General features: G+C 75.1%; 16 protein-coding genes. 9 read left to right on the top strand and 7 right to left on the bottom strand.

Features of this window, described 5'->3' with window-relative positions; translation table 11 throughout:
* Positions 1 to 9 precede the first annotated feature (9 nt).
* Complete coding sequence (locus VG869_08130) at positions 10 to 276, top strand: LapA family protein (protein ID HEV3451158.1); 267 nt, start codon at positions 10 to 12, stop codon at positions 274 to 276.
* 5 nt (positions 277 to 281) lie between these two features.
* Here VG869_08130 and VG869_08125 read toward each other — a convergent pair whose 3' ends face one another.
* Genes VG869_08125 through VG869_08115 form a run of 3 tightly spaced genes read right to left on the bottom strand, consistent with a single transcriptional unit; the run spans position 282 to position 2,848 of the window.
* Positions 282 to 1,022, bottom strand: a complete 741-nt coding sequence (locus VG869_08125; protein ID HEV3451157.1) for a VOC family protein — start codon at positions 1,020 to 1,022, stop codon at positions 282 to 284.
* Between the two features lie 6 nt (positions 1,023 to 1,028).
* Positions 1,029 to 1,862, bottom strand: coding sequence for a phosphatase PAP2 family protein (locus VG869_08120; GenBank protein HEV3451156.1), 834 nt, complete (start codon positions 1,860 to 1,862; stop codon positions 1,029 to 1,031).
* The gene (locus VG869_08115) at positions 1,859 to 2,848 is read right to left on the bottom strand and encodes a lysylphosphatidylglycerol synthase transmembrane domain-containing protein (GenBank protein ID HEV3451155.1); all 990 of its coding nucleotides are present in this window, start codon (positions 2,846 to 2,848) and stop codon (positions 1,859 to 1,861) included. The genes VG869_08120 and VG869_08115 overlap by 4 nt, the downstream gene beginning before the upstream one ends.
* Positions 2,849 to 2,902: 54 nt before the next feature.
* On the opposite strand from VG869_08115, the gene VG869_08110 reads away from it, so the two are divergent.
* Positions 2,903 to 3,724: an alpha/beta hydrolase gene (locus VG869_08110; GenBank protein ID HEV3451154.1), complete on the top strand. Its 822-nt coding sequence runs from the start codon at positions 2,903 to 2,905 to the stop codon at positions 3,722 to 3,724.
* Positions 3,721 to 5,358 carry an acetolactate synthase gene (locus tag VG869_08105; protein ID HEV3451153.1) on the top strand — a complete coding sequence of 546 codons (1,638 nt, stop codon included), beginning with the start codon at positions 3,721 to 3,723 and terminating at the stop codon, positions 5,356 to 5,358. The genes VG869_08110 and VG869_08105 overlap by 4 nt, the downstream gene beginning before the upstream one ends.
* A 6-nt stretch (positions 5,359 to 5,364) precedes the next feature.
* Here VG869_08105 and VG869_08100 read toward each other — a convergent pair whose 3' ends face one another.
* Positions 5,365 to 5,880 (bottom strand): hypothetical protein, encoded by a 516-nt coding sequence (locus tag VG869_08100; protein ID HEV3451152.1) that lies wholly within the window; start codon positions 5,878 to 5,880, stop codon positions 5,365 to 5,367.
* Positions 5,880 to 6,263 (bottom strand): hotdog domain-containing protein, encoded by a 384-nt coding sequence (locus VG869_08095; GenBank protein HEV3451151.1) that lies wholly within the window; start codon positions 6,261 to 6,263, stop codon positions 5,880 to 5,882. Before VG869_08095 ends, VG869_08100 begins: the two co-directional genes overlap by 1 nt.
* Before the next feature lie 20 nt (positions 6,264 to 6,283).
* On the opposite strand from VG869_08095, the gene VG869_08090 reads away from it, so the two are divergent.
* Both VG869_08090 and VG869_08085 read left to right on the top strand, forming a co-directional pair.
* A complete protein-coding gene (locus tag VG869_08090; GenBank protein ID HEV3451150.1) occupies positions 6,284 to 7,675 on the top strand; it encodes a TldD/PmbA family protein in 1,392 nt (463 codons plus the stop codon).
* Positions 7,668 to 9,023, top strand: coding sequence for a TldD/PmbA family protein (locus tag VG869_08085; protein HEV3451149.1), 1,356 nt, complete (start codon positions 7,668 to 7,670; stop codon positions 9,021 to 9,023). Before VG869_08090 ends, VG869_08085 begins: the two co-directional genes overlap by 8 nt.
* Here the strand turns inward: VG869_08085 and VG869_08080 are convergent.
* Both VG869_08080 and VG869_08075 read right to left on the bottom strand, forming a co-directional pair.
* Complete coding sequence (locus VG869_08080; GenBank protein ID HEV3451148.1) at positions 9,010 to 9,705, bottom strand: HAD family phosphatase; 696 nt, start codon at positions 9,703 to 9,705, stop codon at positions 9,010 to 9,012. The two genes, VG869_08085 and VG869_08080, sit on opposite strands and share 14 nt — an antisense overlap.
* The gene (locus VG869_08075; GenBank protein HEV3451147.1) at positions 9,702 to 10,091 is read right to left on the bottom strand and encodes an FmdB family zinc ribbon protein; all 390 of its coding nucleotides are present in this window, start codon (positions 10,089 to 10,091) and stop codon (positions 9,702 to 9,704) included. The genes VG869_08080 and VG869_08075 overlap by 4 nt, the downstream gene beginning before the upstream one ends.
* 142 nt (positions 10,092 to 10,233) lie before the next feature.
* On the opposite strand from VG869_08075, the gene VG869_08070 reads away from it, so the two are divergent.
* The 4 genes from VG869_08070 to moaA all read left to right on the top strand — a co-directional run bounded on the left by VG869_08070 (position 10,234) and on the right by moaA (position 14,545).
* Positions 10,234 to 10,842 carry a glycerol-3-phosphate acyltransferase gene (locus VG869_08070; protein HEV3451146.1) on the top strand — a complete coding sequence of 203 codons (609 nt, stop codon included), beginning with the start codon at positions 10,234 to 10,236 and terminating at the stop codon, positions 10,840 to 10,842.
* Positions 10,839 to 11,723 (top strand): UTP--glucose-1-phosphate uridylyltransferase GalU, encoded by an 885-nt coding sequence (galU, locus tag VG869_08065; GenBank protein HEV3451145.1) that lies wholly within the window; start codon positions 10,839 to 10,841, stop codon positions 11,721 to 11,723. The genes VG869_08070 and galU overlap by 4 nt, the downstream gene beginning before the upstream one ends.
* Entirely contained in the window at positions 11,720 to 12,955 is a 1,236-nt protein-coding gene (gene glp, locus VG869_08060) for a gephyrin-like molybdotransferase Glp (protein HEV3451144.1), read from the top strand. Before galU ends, glp begins: the two co-directional genes overlap by 4 nt.
* Positions 12,956 to 13,540: 585 nt before the next feature.
* Complete coding sequence (gene moaA / locus VG869_08055; protein ID HEV3451143.1) at positions 13,541 to 14,545, top strand: GTP 3',8-cyclase MoaA; 1,005 nt, start codon at positions 13,541 to 13,543, stop codon at positions 14,543 to 14,545.
* Positions 14,546 to 14,583: the final 38 nt, after the last annotated feature.

The following is a 14,583-nucleotide window of genomic DNA, read 5'->3' as shown; positions in this document are numbered from 1 at the left end:
GGAGCGGTGATGGCCGAGCAGCGGGACGATGAGTACTGGGCCGCCGCCGGGCGCGGCGAACCGCCGTGGCGGCCCAGCGCCCGCGAGGTCGTCGCCATCGTCATCCTCGTCCTCGTGCTCGTGTTCGCGCTCGTGAACACCGAGACGACCAGCATCGACTTCGTCTTCGCCCAGGTGACCACCCCGGTCTTCTTCGTCATCGCCTTCCCCGCGCTGCTCGGGTTCATCGCCGGCCTCATCGTGCAGCGCCGTCGCCTCCGGCAGCGTCGGAGCTGACGCCTTCACGACCCGACGACCCGGGTGCCGGCGACCGTGCGGGCCGGCGCCGCCCCGACCAGCTCGAGCCGATCGATCCCGGGCCGCCCACCGCCGTCCTCGAGGAGGAGGCGGGCGCCGCCCGGCCAGGCGAGCTCGGTCGCGCCGTCCGTCGCGCCGACCTCACGGCCGCCGAGCAGGCGGCCGAAGAAGGCCAGGGCCTCACGCCGGGACGGGGTGCGCAGCACCACGCGCCGCAGCAGCGCCGGCACGACGGCGCGCGGTGGCGGGGCCGGCCACCAGGCCGGGTCGGCGAGGGGCCCGTCGCGGGCCACGAGCGCGAAGCGGGCCGCGAAGTCGCCCGGCTCGGCCGCCTGGGCCAGCTGCACCACCGTGCCGAACGCCTCCGCCGGCACCACGAAGGCCTCGAGCCACGTCGGATCGGAGCGGTCGACGCCGACCGGGCTGCGGCCGCTCGCGCGGAGCGCCCCGAGCGCCTCGTCGAGGTCGTCCACCTTGAACGTCAGGTGATGGGGTCCGTCGCCGTGGCGGGCGAGGAACCGGGCCAGGAAGTCCCGGCCGGCGACGTCCCACGGCTCGAGCAGCTCGACCGTCATCCCCCGGTCGGCGTCGCCCACCCGGAGCTGCACGGGGCGGAACCCGGGGAACTGGCCGCCGGACAGCACCGTGGCGCCGAGCTCGCCGACCAGGGTGGCGATCGCAGCCGACGCATCGACGGTGGCGAGCGCGACGTGGTCGAGGTCCACGCCCGGTCAGGGCGGCCCGGCGGCAGCGGCGGCCTGGGGTCGGCGGCCGGCGCGCGTCGTCGCGCGGGCGACCACGTACCCGATGCCGAAGACGGCGAAGCCGGCCAGGGCGTCGACGAAGTAGTGGTTGGCGGTGAGGACGATGGCGGTCACGGTGACGACCGGGTAGACGGCGGCCAGGACCTGGGCCCAGCGGCGGCGCAGCCGGGGGACCAGCGCGCAGGCGCACCACAGCGCCCAGGCGCAGTGGACGCTCGGCATCGCCGCGAACTGGTTCGACACCTTGTTCACGGCGCCGGAGCTGAACGACCAGAACGCGGGGTCCTTCTCCAGGGTGTCGACGAACCCGTAGTGCTCCGGGAGCAGCCGCGGCGGCATGAGCGGGTAGAAGATGAACCCGATCAGGGCCAGGCCGGTCGCGACCGCGAGGGTGTTCCGCCAGAGCGGGTAGTCGTCCCGCCACCGGTGGAACAGGTAGATCAGCACGCCGGCGGTGACCACGAAGTGCAGCGACCCGTAGAAGTAGTTGCACATGATGATGAGGGGACGGAACCCGAGGGCCCAGTGCTGGAGCTGGTGCTCGGCGTTGATCCCGACCGCGCGCTGGAAGCCGATGATCTGCAGGGCGTGGTGGCGGGCCGTGGCCGTGGTGCCCTCGTTGAGGTTCCGGATGGCCGAGTACACGGCGTAGTAGACGGCGACGAACGCCACCTCCGCCCACCAGTACAGGACGGCGCCGTTGGCGAGGACCCGGGCGCCGGGGAGCCGCCGGTGGAGCCGCCGCGGGCGGCCCGCCGCGGCCGACCGCGTCGCTCGGGTGGCGGGCCGGGCGACGGTCACGCCTTCCCTCCGACCGGGACGTGCCGTCGCTGGCCGATGGCGAACGCGGGGGCGCCGCCGAGGCTGGCGATGAGGTTCATGGCGTACCAGAGCAGCCCGACCGTGACCGCCGCGCCCGTCTCGGCGCCGAGCGGGTGGAACAGCAGCGCCAGCATGCCCTCCCGCAGCCCGAAGCCGCCCACCGAGATCGGCAGCACCTGGGCCATGGCGACCGCGGGCACGTACGCGAGGACGGCCGCGTTCGGGATCGTCAGCCCGACGGTGTGCACCGCGCAGTAGACCGCGGCCACGACCGCCACCTGGTGGGCGACGGCGGCGACGAGCACCTCCGTCGCCCGGCGGGGGGTGCGGCGGAGCCGGTCGACGCCCACGTGGACCATGCCCACGTACCGCATCCAGTTCTCGTGGTTCGTGAACCGGCCGGCCAGGTTCGGATGGCCGGCGAGCACGAGGATCAGGCCGAGGACGCCGATCGTGCCGGCCCCGCACGTCAGCGCGATCCAGGCGTTCGGCTCCCCGACCAGGTCGGGGCGGGCGAGGAACCCGAGGAGGATCAGCAGGGGCAACGACACGAAACCGGTCAGCCGCTCGATCACCACCGACGCCAGGGCCGTGTCCCGGGCGCCGACGTCGCCGGCGACGCGGCTCACGCGCAGCACGTCACCGCCGATCGTGGACGGCAGCACGTTGCCGACGAACTGGCCCGCGAAGTAGTGGGAGGTGAGTCGGCGCAGCGGCACGAAGGCGTCGAACGCCTCGAGGACCTTCTGCCAGCGCCAGGCCGCCAAGACGATGCTGGCCGCCATCAGCAGGATCCCGGCCACCAGGAACGCCACCGCGCCGGGCAGGCTCCGGTGGCCCGGGACGAGGTCCTCGAAGTCGATCTTGCTCACCAGCACGGCCAGGAGCGCAGCGCTCACGACCAGCCGCAGCGCCCGCATCCAGCCCGCACGGGGGCGCGGCGGAGCGGCGTCGGGGAGCGCCATCCCCGTACATTACGAGGAGGCGGCTGGTCGGCTCCGAAGCGTCGGGAGGCGGGGATGCGCATCGAGATGGACGACGGCGTCGGGCTGGCCGTCGAGGTCGCCGGCGACGGGGCCCCGCTCCTGCTGGTCCACGGCTTCGGTGGCGCCAAGGAGGACTTCGCCGACCAGGTGCCGGGCCTCGCCGAGCACGCCACCGCGGTCGTCTTCGACCACCGCGGCCACGGCGAGAGCGACCATCCGCACGGGGAGGCCGCCTACTCGCTCGACCGCCTGGTCGCCGACACCGCCGCCGTCGCCGACGCGCTCGGTCTGCGCCGCTTCCGCCTGCTCGGGCACTCGATGGGGGGCATGGTCGCCCGGCGCCTCGCCCTCGCCGACCCCGGACGCGTCGACGCCCTCGTGCTCATGGACACCTCGCCGGGACCCCCGCCCGGCGTCGACGTCGCCACCGTCGACGCCGGCGTCGAGATCGCCCGCACCCAGGGGATGGCGGCGTTGAAGGCGGCCCAGGACGAGATGGACCCGCTCGGCACACCCGCGTACCGGCGGCTGCTCGCGGAGCGGCCCGGCTACCGCGAGTTCTGCGACCGCAAGTGGGCGGCGCTGAGCCGCGACATGTGGATGGCGCTGGCGGCCGAGATCGTCCGCCAGCCGAACCAGCTCGACGCCCTGCGCACGCTCGGCTGCCCCACCCTCGTGCTCGTCGGCGAGCAGGACGCCACGTTCCTGGCCGCGTCGCGCGCTATGGCCGACGCCATCCCCCGCGCGCGCCTCGTCGTGATCCCCGACGCCGGGCACTCGCCGCAGGTCGAGAACCCGTCGGCGTGGTTCGACGCCGTCGACGGCTTCGTGCGCGACCACGCGCGGGCCGCGTGACGGAGCCCGACGCCGGGCGCCTGGCCGCGCTGACCCTCCGCCACCACGACGTCGACACCGTCTTCACCCTGAACGGCGGCCACCTCTGGCCCCTCTACTACGGCTGCGCCGACGCCGGCATCCGCCTCGTCGACACCCGCCACGAGCAGACGGCCGCCTTCGCTGCCGAGGGCTGGGCGAAGGTGACCCGGCGGGTCGGCGCCGCCGCGCTCACCGCCGGGCCGGGCGTCACGAACGGGATCAGCGCCATCACGACCGCGTCGCTGAACGGCACCCCGATGACGGTCATCGGCGGGCGGGCGCCCCTGCGTCGCTGGGGCTCCGGCTCGCTCCAGGAGCTCGACCACGTCCCGATCGTGGCTCCGATCACCAAGCACGCCGCCACCGCGCTGGCGTCGGACCAGGTTCCCGGATCGCTCGACGCCGCGCTCCGAGCCGCCCGCACCCCGCACCGCGGCCCGACCTTCCTCGACGTGCCCCTCGACTGCTGGGGTCCGAGCGGCGCGCCGGTCCCGGGCCGGCCGGAGCCCGACGCCCTGCGCGGGCCCGAGCCCGACCCCGACGCGCTGGCTGCGATCGCCCGCTTGATCGGCTCGGCCCGCCGGCCGGTCCTCATGGCCGGCGCCGACCTGTACTGGGCCGGCGCCGAGGCCGAGACGGCCCGCGTCGCCGCCGAGTTCCGCGTCCCGGTGTTCGCCAACGACCTCGCCCGAGGCCTGGTCCCCGCCGACCACGAGCTCGCCTTCTCGCGCGCGCGAGCGCTCGCCTTCGAGGGCGCCGACGTCGTCGTGGTCGCCGGGACCCCGCTCGACTTCCGCCTCGGCTTCGGGGCCTTCGGCGCCGCCGCCGTCGTCCACCTCGGCGACGCGCCCCAGACGGTGGCGTCGCACGTCCCGCTGGCGGCGTCCTGCGTCGGCGACCTCCGACGGACGATGGCCGGCCTCGCCGACCGGGCCGCGGCGAACGGCGCCGGCGGGGCCCGCGCCGAGCGCGACGACTGGATCGCCGTTCTCCGCGACGACGAGCAGGCCCGACGGGCCGCCGACGAGGCGCGCCTGTCGGCAGCCGGGACCCCGATCGACCCGGTGCGCGTCTACGGCGAGCTGCGGCCGCGCCTCGCCCGCGACGCCATCGTGATCGGCGACGGCGGCGACTTCGTGTCCTACGCGGGCCGGTACGTCGACACGTTCACCCCCGGGTGCTTCCTGGGCCCTGGCCCCTACGGGTGCCTCGGCGCCGGCATGGGCTACGCGCTCGCGGCGGCGCTCGCCCACCCCGCTCGGCAGGTCGTCGCCCTCTTCGGCGACGGCGCCCTCGGGTTCACGCTCGGCGACCTCGACACCCTCGCCCGCCACGACGCCAACGTGACGGCGGTCGTCGGCAACAACGGCATCTGGGGCCTGGAGAAGCACCCGATGGACCTGCTCTACGGCCGGGACCTCGTGGCCGACCTGGCCCCCGAGACCCGCTACGACCTGGTCGCGGCCGCGCTCGGCGTGGCCGGCGAGCTGGTGCGGGACCCCGAGGAGCTCGGTCCCGCCCTCGACCGGGCGTTCGCCCACGCCGGACCGGCGCTCGTCAACGTGCTGACCGACCCGGCTGACGCCTACCCGCGTCGCAGCAACCTGGCCTGACCCGCCTCAGCCCGAGGCCGGGCAGGCCTTCCAGCCGCCGTGCTCCTCGCGCACCGGGAGGGAGAAGCTCCGGCCGGACCGCCCGTCCGAGTACGTGACCGTGAAGTCCACCGTCGCCGTGCTCCCGGACCGGTCGACGCCGAGCGGGTTGGCGCTGATGGAGTGGACGCCGCCGCCGACCCGGCTCCGGACGGCCTGGATGACGCCCTCGGCCGACGCGGCGTCCGCGGAGCACAGGTGGACGCCGGCGGCGGTGGCCCGGTCGTGGGTGACGTCGTCGAGGAAGTGTCGAGCCGCGTTGTAGGGCGGCAGCGTGCGGGTGATGAACAGGACCGTGCCGGCGACGGCCATGGCCACGGTGAGGCTCAGGACGGCGAGCAGCGCCACGCGCCACCCCCGCCGCCGCGCCGGCGGCGGCGCGCCGGCGGCGGCCGCCGGCGGGGGCACGATCCACGGGTCGGCGGGAGCGGACGGCTGGTCGGGCAGGGTCCGTCCCGGCCCGTCCTCGCCGGGGCCGACCATCAGGCCCCGGCGACCTTCTCGAGGAAGTGGGCTCGGTCGACCACGACGCGGGTGAGGCGTCCCGCGGCCACGAGCCCGTGCGCGTCCGACACCGCGACGCGGAACGTGAGCCGGCGGCTCTCGATCGTCTCGAGCGTGGCCTCGGCCCGGACCGTGCCACCGACCGCGGTCGGTGCCAGGTGGTCGAGCTGCACCCGGTAGCCGACGGTCGTCATGCCGTCGGCGAGCTCGTGCTCGATCGCGCGCACCGCCGCCTCCTCGGCCAGGCCGATCACGCGCGGCGTGGCCAGCACCGGGACGTCCCCGCTCCGCCACGTCACCGCGGTGTCCTGCTCTCCCACCGCCAGCGTCGCGCAGGCGCTGAGGCCGGGACGCAACGGCATCCGAATACCCTAGACGTCTCGTGATCGATCCCGACGTGTGCTCCCGGACGCTCGGCGCCGCGCTGCGGTCCGGCGGTGACTTCGCCGAGGTGTTCGCGGAGGACCGCTCGGTCTCGTCGGCCCGGTTCGACGACGGCCGGGTCGAGGACGTCGTCTCCGGCCGACAGCGCGGGGCCGGCGTGCGAGTCGTGCGCGGCGAATCGACGGGGTACGCCCACACCGCCGACCTCTCCGAGCCGGGGCTCCGCCACGCCGCCGAGGCCGCGGCGGCCGCGTCGCGCGGCGAACCCGGCGAGGCCCGGGTCGTCGCGCTCGAGCGGCAGTCGGTGCCGCGCCCGCACGAGGTGACGGTCCCCCCCGAGTCGGTGGACAAGGCCCGCAAGGTCGAGCTGCTCGAGCGCGCCGACGCCGCCGCGCGAGCACGCGGGTCCGCCATCGGGCAGGTGAGCGCGGCCTACGCCGACGGGCGCCGGCGGATCCTGGTGGCCAACTCCGACGGGCTGCTCGTCGAGGACGAGCAGGTCCGCACCCGCTTCTCGGTCAGCTGCGTGGCGACCGGCGACACCGGCCTCCGAACCGGCACCGAGGCTCCCGGCCGCACCGTCGGCTTCGAGTTCTTCGACGAGTTCGCGCCCGAGCAGGTGGCGACGACCGCGGCCGACCGGGCGCTCACGATGCTGCGGGCCCGGCCCGCCCCCTCCGGTCCGCTGCCGGTCGTCCTGCGCCGAGGCGCCGGCGGGGTGCTGTTCCACGAGGCGTGCGGGCACGGCCTGGAAGCCGACCTCGTCGACCGGGACGCGTCGGTGTTCCGCGGCCGGGTCGGCGAGGCGGTGGCCTCCCCGCTCGTCACGCTCGTCGACGACGGGACCTACGCCCGCGAGTGGGGCACGTACGCGGTCGACGACGAAGGCGCGCCGGCTCGTCGCACCACGCTGATCGAGGACGGCGTGCTCACGGACTTCCTCTGGGACCGCCTCCGGGCCGACAAGCAGCGGCGGGGCAGCACCGGCAACGGGCGGCGCGAGACCTACCAGCACCTGCCGATGGTCCGCATGACGAACACCTACGTGCTGAGCGGGGCCGACGACCCCGACGCGATCATCGCCGACACCCCGTTCGGGCTGTACTGCGTCGCGCTCGGCGGCGGGCAGGTCGACCCGGCCACGGGCGACTTCGTCTTCGGCGTGACGGAGGCCTACCTCATCGAGGGCGGACGCGTCACCGAGCCGGTGCGAGCCGCGCAGCTCATCGGCAACGGGCCCGAGGTGCTGCGCCGGATCGACGCCGTCGGCCGCGACTTCGACACCTGGGCCGGCACGTGCGGCAAGAACGGACAGGGCGTCCCGGTCTCGTCGGGTCAGCCCACGCTGCGGGTCGCCGAGCTCACCGTCGGCGGCACCGCGCGTGCCTGACGCCGCGCCGCTCGCAGCGGCGCGGCGCCTGGCCGGGCGGGTCGAGCCCGGCGAGGAGGTCGAGGCCTACGTGGTCCGGTCCCGCGAGACCGACGTGGCGGTGCTGCGGGGCGAGGTCGAGTCGCTCACCGTCGCCGAGCAGGCCGGTGTCGGCGTTCGGGTCCTGCGCGACGGCCGGCAGGGCTACGCGTCCGCCGGCACGCTCGACCCCGTGGTGCTCGACGAGACGCTCGCCGAGGCCCGCGACAACGCTCGCTTCGCCGCTCCCGACCCCTGGCAGGGCCTCCCCACCCCGGCCGAGGCCGCCGCCGTGACCCCGGTCGCGCTCGACCTCTGGCGTGAGGAGCTGGCGGCGGTGCCGACGGCCGCGAAGGTCGACCTGGCGCTCGCGCTCGAGCGCGCGACCGGCGCGGCCGACCACCGGATCCGCGGCGTGGAGGCCGCCACCTACCACGACGCCGCCGTCGAGGCGGCCGTGGCCAGCTCCGTCGGCGTCGAGGCCGCGACGCGACGGACGGCGTGCTCCTGCTCCGTCGCCGCGCTCGCGGCCGATGGCGACGAGACCCGTACCGGCTACGGGTTCTCGATCGGGCGCACGACGACCGACCTCGACGTCGACGCCGCCGCACGCGACGCCGTCGACCGGGGGGTCCGGCTCCTCGGCGCCACCCAACCTCGCTCGCAACGCCTCCCGGTGGTCCTCGACCCGCTCGTGACCGCCTCGCTCCTCGGTGTCGTCGCCGCCGCGCTCTCCGGCGAGGCGGTCCTGAAGGGCCGGTCGATGCTGGTCGGTCGCGAGGGCTCGGCGGTGGCCTCGTCGACGGTCACGCTCGTGGACGACCCGACCGACCCCGCGGCCCGGGGCGCGTCGACCCACGACGCCGAGGGAGTGCCGACCCGGGCGACGGTGCTGGTCGCCGACGGCCAGCTGCGCGGCTTCCTCCACAACGTGTACACGGGTCGGCGCTCCGGTGACGGCACGACGGGCTCCGCCGTGCGCGGCGTCGGCGCGCCGCCCGGCGTCGGGGCGCGGGCCCTGGCGCTCGCCCCGGGGACACGCGCGCCGGACGAGATCATCGGCTCGCTTCCGGTCGGGCTCTACGTCCAGACGGTGAGCGGCCTGCACTCGGGCACGAGCCCCGTGAGCGGCGACTTCTCGGTCGGGGCGGTCGGGCTCATGATCCGCGACGGCGCGCTCGCCGAGCCGGTGCGAGAGGTCACGGTGGCGTCGACGTTGCAGCGCATCCTCCTCGACGTGACCGAGGTCGGCGGCGACCTCACGTGGCTGCCCGGGTCGACGGCCGGCGTCACGCTCCTCGTCGGCGAGATGCAGGTCAGCGGGGCCTGACCCCGCGCCGTTCGAGCACGGCGTCGAGGGCCGCCAGGGACGCCAGCGGGTCCGTGCCGAAGAGCACGGGCTCGAGGCCGAGCGCGGCGGCGGCGGCGACGTTCTCGGCGTTGTCGTCGACGAACACCGTCGCGCCGGGGTCCACCTCGAGCAGCGCGCAGGTGTGCTCGAAGATGGCCCGGTCGGGCTTGCGCATCCCCACCGCGCTCGAGTCCACGACGAGCGGGAAGAGGTCGTCGACGGGGAACGTGGCTCGCCAGGCGGCGCCGAACTCGCGCACGTTGTTCGTGAGCAGCGCCAGCCGCAGCCCGTCGTCCCGCAGGGCCCGCACCCGGTGCACGACGGGCCAGTAGACCGCCACCGCCGACGAGGCGGTGAAGGCCCGGTAGGCGTCGACGTCGAGGGGGCGCCCGAGCACCTCCGGGGCCCGCCGTGCCAGCCCCTGCACGTACTCGGCCAGCGACAGCTCGCCGGTCTCGAGGCGGTGGAAGTCGGGGACCGGCGCGCCGTCGCCCCGCGTCGTCGGCCCGAACATGAGCTCGTGGACGGCGCCCGACGGGTAGCCCATGGCATCCTCGAAGCGGTCGAGATCGTCGAGGAGCCGCACCGAGATCACGCCGCCGTAGTCGAAGATCACGGCCTCGACCGCCGCCCCTCGGGCGACCGGGGTCGGGCCGCTCACGACGCGGCGGCCCCCGTCGAGGACGGCCCACCCGGGGCAGGGGCCGACGGCTCGGCGTCCTTCGAGGGCGTCGGCTCGGTCGCCGTCGAGCGGTCTCCGCGGTCCCCGGTCTTCTCGCCGCCGCTGTCGCGACCCCGCTCGCCGTCCTTGTCGCCGTCCTTGCCCCCGTCCGTGGTGCCGTCGCGGCGCCCGCGTCCCGAGGAGGCCGACCGGCTGTCGGTCTTGTAGAACCCGGAGCCCTTCAGGACGATCCCCGCCGGGGTCATCACCTTCACGAGCTGCCCGCCGCAGCCGTGGTCGTGGACCTGCAGGGCGTCGTCCCGGATCGACTGCCAGAGCTCGAACTCCTCGCCGCACTCGCCGCAGCGGTACCGATACGTGGGCATCGCCCCTCCGCTCGCTCCGGCTCCGGGACCGACGCCGACGGCGCTGGCACTCGGAACCGTTGACTGCTAAGGGTAACGCCGGTGGGGCCCTCCGTCATCCCAACACTCCCCCGGGCCCCCGTCGGCGAGCGAGACTCACTGCGTGCTGGTGGTCCTGGCCCTCATCCCGGTGGCGTACCTCCTCGGCACGTTCCCGAGCGCGTCGCTCGTCGCCCGAAGCGGGGGCCGCGACATCCTGCGCGAGGGCTCCGGCAACCCGGGAGCGTCGAACACCTTCCGGCTCCTCGGCTGGAAGGCCGGCCTGCTCGTCCTGGTCCTCGACGTCGGCAAGGGCGCGGCGGCAGCCGGCGGCGGCCTGGCCCTGGACGGCCATCGCGGTGCCTTCATCCTGGGCGTCGCCGCGGTGGTCGGCCACGTGTTCCCCGTCACGCGCCGGCTGCGTGGGGGCCGCGGCGTCGCCACCGCCGGCGGCGTCATGGCGGTCGTCTTCCCCTTCGAGACTGTCGCGGTCGCGCTGGCGTGGGTCGTCATCGCCCGCGGGTTGAAGAAGGCCTCGATCGCCTCCGTGGTCTGCGCGCTCGCGATCCCGGCGATCGTCGCTCTGCGCGACGGCTCCGCCCTCGACCTGGCCGTCACCGGTGGCCTCGCCGCGCTCGTCGTCGCCCGCCACCTCGCCAACCTCCGCCGCCTCGTGAAGGGTGAGGAGCACGGGCTCGGGCGCGCCGACGACGACGGGAGCGTCGCGGCGTGACGACGCCGGTGCGGAAGGTCGTCATCCCGGCCGCGGGGCTCGGCACTCGGTTCCTGCCGGTCACCAAGAACCAGCCGAAGGAGATGCTGCCCGTCGTCGACAAGCCGTCGATCCAGTACGTGGTCGAGGAGGCGGTCCGGGCCGGCCTCCGGGACGTGCTGGTGATCACCGGACGGGGGAAGGGCGCCATCGAGGACCACTTCGACCGCAACGTCGAGCTCGAGACCTACCTCGAGGCGCGGCACAAGGACGAGATGCTCCGCGAGGTCCAGGCCACGAGCAACCTGGCCGAGCTCCACTACATCCGCCAGCGCGACGCCCTCGGGCTCGGGCACGCGGTCTCGGTCGCGCGCGATCACGTCGGCAACGAGTCGTTCGCGGTGATGCTCGGCGACGACATCATGGTGGACGACGCCCAGCTGCTGCGGCGCATGCTCGCGGTGCAAGCCGCGCGCGGCGGCGCGGTGCTCGCCCTCATGGAGGTCAGCCCCGCCGAGATCTCGGCCTACGGGTCCGCCGCGGTGGAACCGATCGAGCCCGGGCTGGCCCGCGTGCACGGCCTCGTCGAGAAGCCGGCGCCCGCCGAGGCGCCGTCGAACTTGGCCGTGATCGGCCGCTACGTGTTCCCGCCGGCCATCTTCGACGCGCTGGCGAGGACGAAGCCCGGGGTCGGCGGCGAGCTCCAGCTGACCGACGCGGTGGCGAACCTGCTCGACCGGGAGCCGGTGCACGGCGTCGTCTTCTCCGAGGGCCGGTACGACATCGGCCAGCGGCTCGACTACCTGCGCGCCAACATCGAGCTGGCGCTGGCTCGCCCCGACCTGGGGCCGGACCTCGGTGCCCTCCTCGCCGACCTCGTCCGCCGTCGGAACCTGGGATGAGCCTCGTCCCGCTCGACGTGGTCCAGCGCGAGGTGCTGGCGGCGGTGACCCCCCTCGCGCCCATGACCGTCGACCTCGACGGCGCCCTCGGGCTCGCCCTCGCCGAGGAGGTCCGCAGCGACGCCGCGGTGCCGCCGTTCGCGAACACGGCGATGGACGGCTACGCCGTGCGGGCGGCGGACACCGCGGCCGCGGGCCCCGACGCACCGGTCCGGCTCCAGGTGGTCGGCGAGCTGCCGGCCGGCCGGGCTCCCGAGCGGGCCGTCGCGGACGGCGAGGCCATCCGGATCATGACCGGCGCGCCCATGCCACCGGGCGCCGACGCGGTGGTGATGGTGGAGCGGACCGCGCCCGACGGTTCCGACGGCGTGCTGATCGGCGCGGCCGCGGCCTCCGGCGATCACGTCCGACCCGCGGGCGGTGACCTCGCCGCCGGCGCCGTCGTCTTCGGGCCGGGCACCGTGCTCGGCGCCGCGCACCTCGGCGTGCTGGCGAGCGTGGGGGTCGCCCGCGTCCCCGTCGTCCGGCGACCCCGGGTGGCGGTCCTCTCGACCGGTGACGAGCTCGTCGACGCCGGGGCGGCGGGGAGCTTGGCGCCGGGCCAGATCCGCGACTCGAACCGGCCCATGCTGGTGGCCCTGACCCGCGAGGCGGGCTGCGAGGCCGTGGACCTCGGGGTCGTCGCCGACGACGAGGCCCGCATCGTCGCCACGCTGCAGGAGGCGACCGACAGCTGCGACGCGGTGCTGACGAGCGGCGGCGTGTCCGTCGGCGACTACGACTACGTGAAGGCTGCGCTGGCGCGACTCGGCACGCTCGTGGCGCGCCAGGTCGCGATCAAGCCCGCCAAGCCGCTCGCCTTCGGCCTGGTGTCCGGGGTGCCGGTGTTCGGGCTCCCGGGCAACCCCGTCTCCTCGCTCGTGAGCTTCGAGTGCTTCGCCCGCCCCGCGCTCCTGCAGCGGATGGGCCACCCCCACCGCTTCCGGCCCGAGGTCAGCGCGCGGGCCGAGCACCGATTCGCGCGCCGACCCGACGGCAAGCTGCACCTCGACCGGGTGCGGCTCCGGGCCACCGACGACGGCTACGCCGCGGCGCGGACCGGTGATCAGGCCAGCAACGTCCTGTCGGCCACGGCGGCGGCGAACGGCCTGGCGCTGGTGCCCGACGGTGACGGCGTGCCCGCCGGCGGCTCGCTGCAGGTCCTCCGCCTGGACGGTGTCGCCGACCACTGACGGCCCGACGAAAGGAGGGGGTCGGCTCCGGCCCGCCCCAAGAAGGCCGGAGCCCGCGCCATCAGGCGCCGTTCAGCCCGATCGGCACCCGCGGGGGGTCCGGGCTCCACGATGAACCCGGACCGCCACCGCCGATGGCGTCTCGACCCCGCCGTTGCTGACCCCGCCCGACTCGCAGACCGGCAGCAGCCCGCCAACCCCAACGAGCAGCTGCCGCGGCGCGCCGGGTTGCCCGACGTGCTCGAGAGCGGTACCCGCGCGAGCGGCCAAGCCGGCGGTCCGGGTGTCAGCGACCGCGGGGAGCCCCACCCCTGTCCCACGGTGCCGCGAAGCCCGAGCCACCAGCCTGGTCCCTCTCTCGATCCAGCAACGACGACGACCGGCCCCCAGATGCTGGGGCCGGTTTCGCCTGGCTCCCCGCCGGCCCTCAGCGACCAGTTACGGCCGGCGGATCGTCGCCTCCCCGAGAGGTGGCTCGGTTGTCCTCCGTCCCGTCACTCTGTGTGACTGGACGGGCACTATGACAGCAGAGAGTGGTCGCCGTGTCAAGGGCCAGTCCTGACCCACCCGACGTACCCTGTGCCGATGGCGGTTTCACTGCGGGACTCGTTCGGACGCCGGGCCCAGGACCTGCGGATCTCGATCACGGACCGCTGCAACTTCCGCTGCACCTACTGCATGCCGGCCGACGGGATGGAGTGGCTCGACCGGGACGAGCTCCTGACCTACGAGGAGCAAGCCCGCGTGGCGCGGATCTGCGTCGAGCGGTTCGGGTTCGAGGCCGTGCGGGTGACCGGCGGGGAGCCCACCGTCCGAGCCCACCTGCCCCGGCTCTTCGAGCTGCTGGCGCCGCTCGGCGTGGACCTCGCCATGACCACGAACGGGGTTCGCCTCCCCGAGCTCGCGGCCGACCTCGCCGCCGCCGGGCTGCGCCGCGTGAACGTCTCGCTCGACTCGCTGTGCCCCGAGACCTTCCGGGCCCTGACCCGCCGCGACGAGCTCGACCGGGTGCTCGCCGGAATCGACGCCGCCCTCGACGCCGGACTCGACCCGGTGAAGCTGAACTGCGTCGTCATCCGCGGCGTCAACGACGCCGAGGTCGTCGACCTCGCCGCCTTCGGACGCGCGCGCGGCGTCGGGGTCCGGTTCATCGAGTTCATGCCGCTCGACGCTCAGGGCGAGTGGTCGATGGACCAAGTGGTGCCCGCCCAGGAGATCCTCGACCGCATCGACCGCGTGTTCCCCCTCGAGGTCGACGCGGATACTGGGGGCCACGTCGAGCCCGCGGCCCGGCACCGCTACGCCGACGGGTGCGGTGACGTCGGCGTCATCGCCAGCGTCTCCGAGCCGTTCTGCGGGGACTGCGACCGGGTGCGGATCACCGCCGAGGGTCGGTTCCGCACCTGCCTCTTCGCCCTCGACGAGATGGACCTGCGCGCCATCCTGCGCGGCCCGGAAGACGCGGCGGCCGTCGACGACGCCGTCGCCGCTGCGGTCGCGAGCGCGGTCGGCGCCAAGTGGGCCGGTCACCGGATCGGCCGCGTCGACTTCGTGCGCCCTGCCCGCACGATGAGCCAGATCGGCGGGTAGTCCGATTCCACCAGGAGCGTGACCGCGCTCGTTGTCGT

The organism is Acidimicrobiia bacterium, assembly GCA_035948415.1.
Lineage (GTDB): Bacteria > Actinomycetota > Acidimicrobiia > IMCC26256 > PALSA-555 > PALSA-555.
The sequence above is the reverse complement of the archived record's forward strand: the minus strand, read 5'-3'. Positions and strand labels throughout refer to the sequence as shown.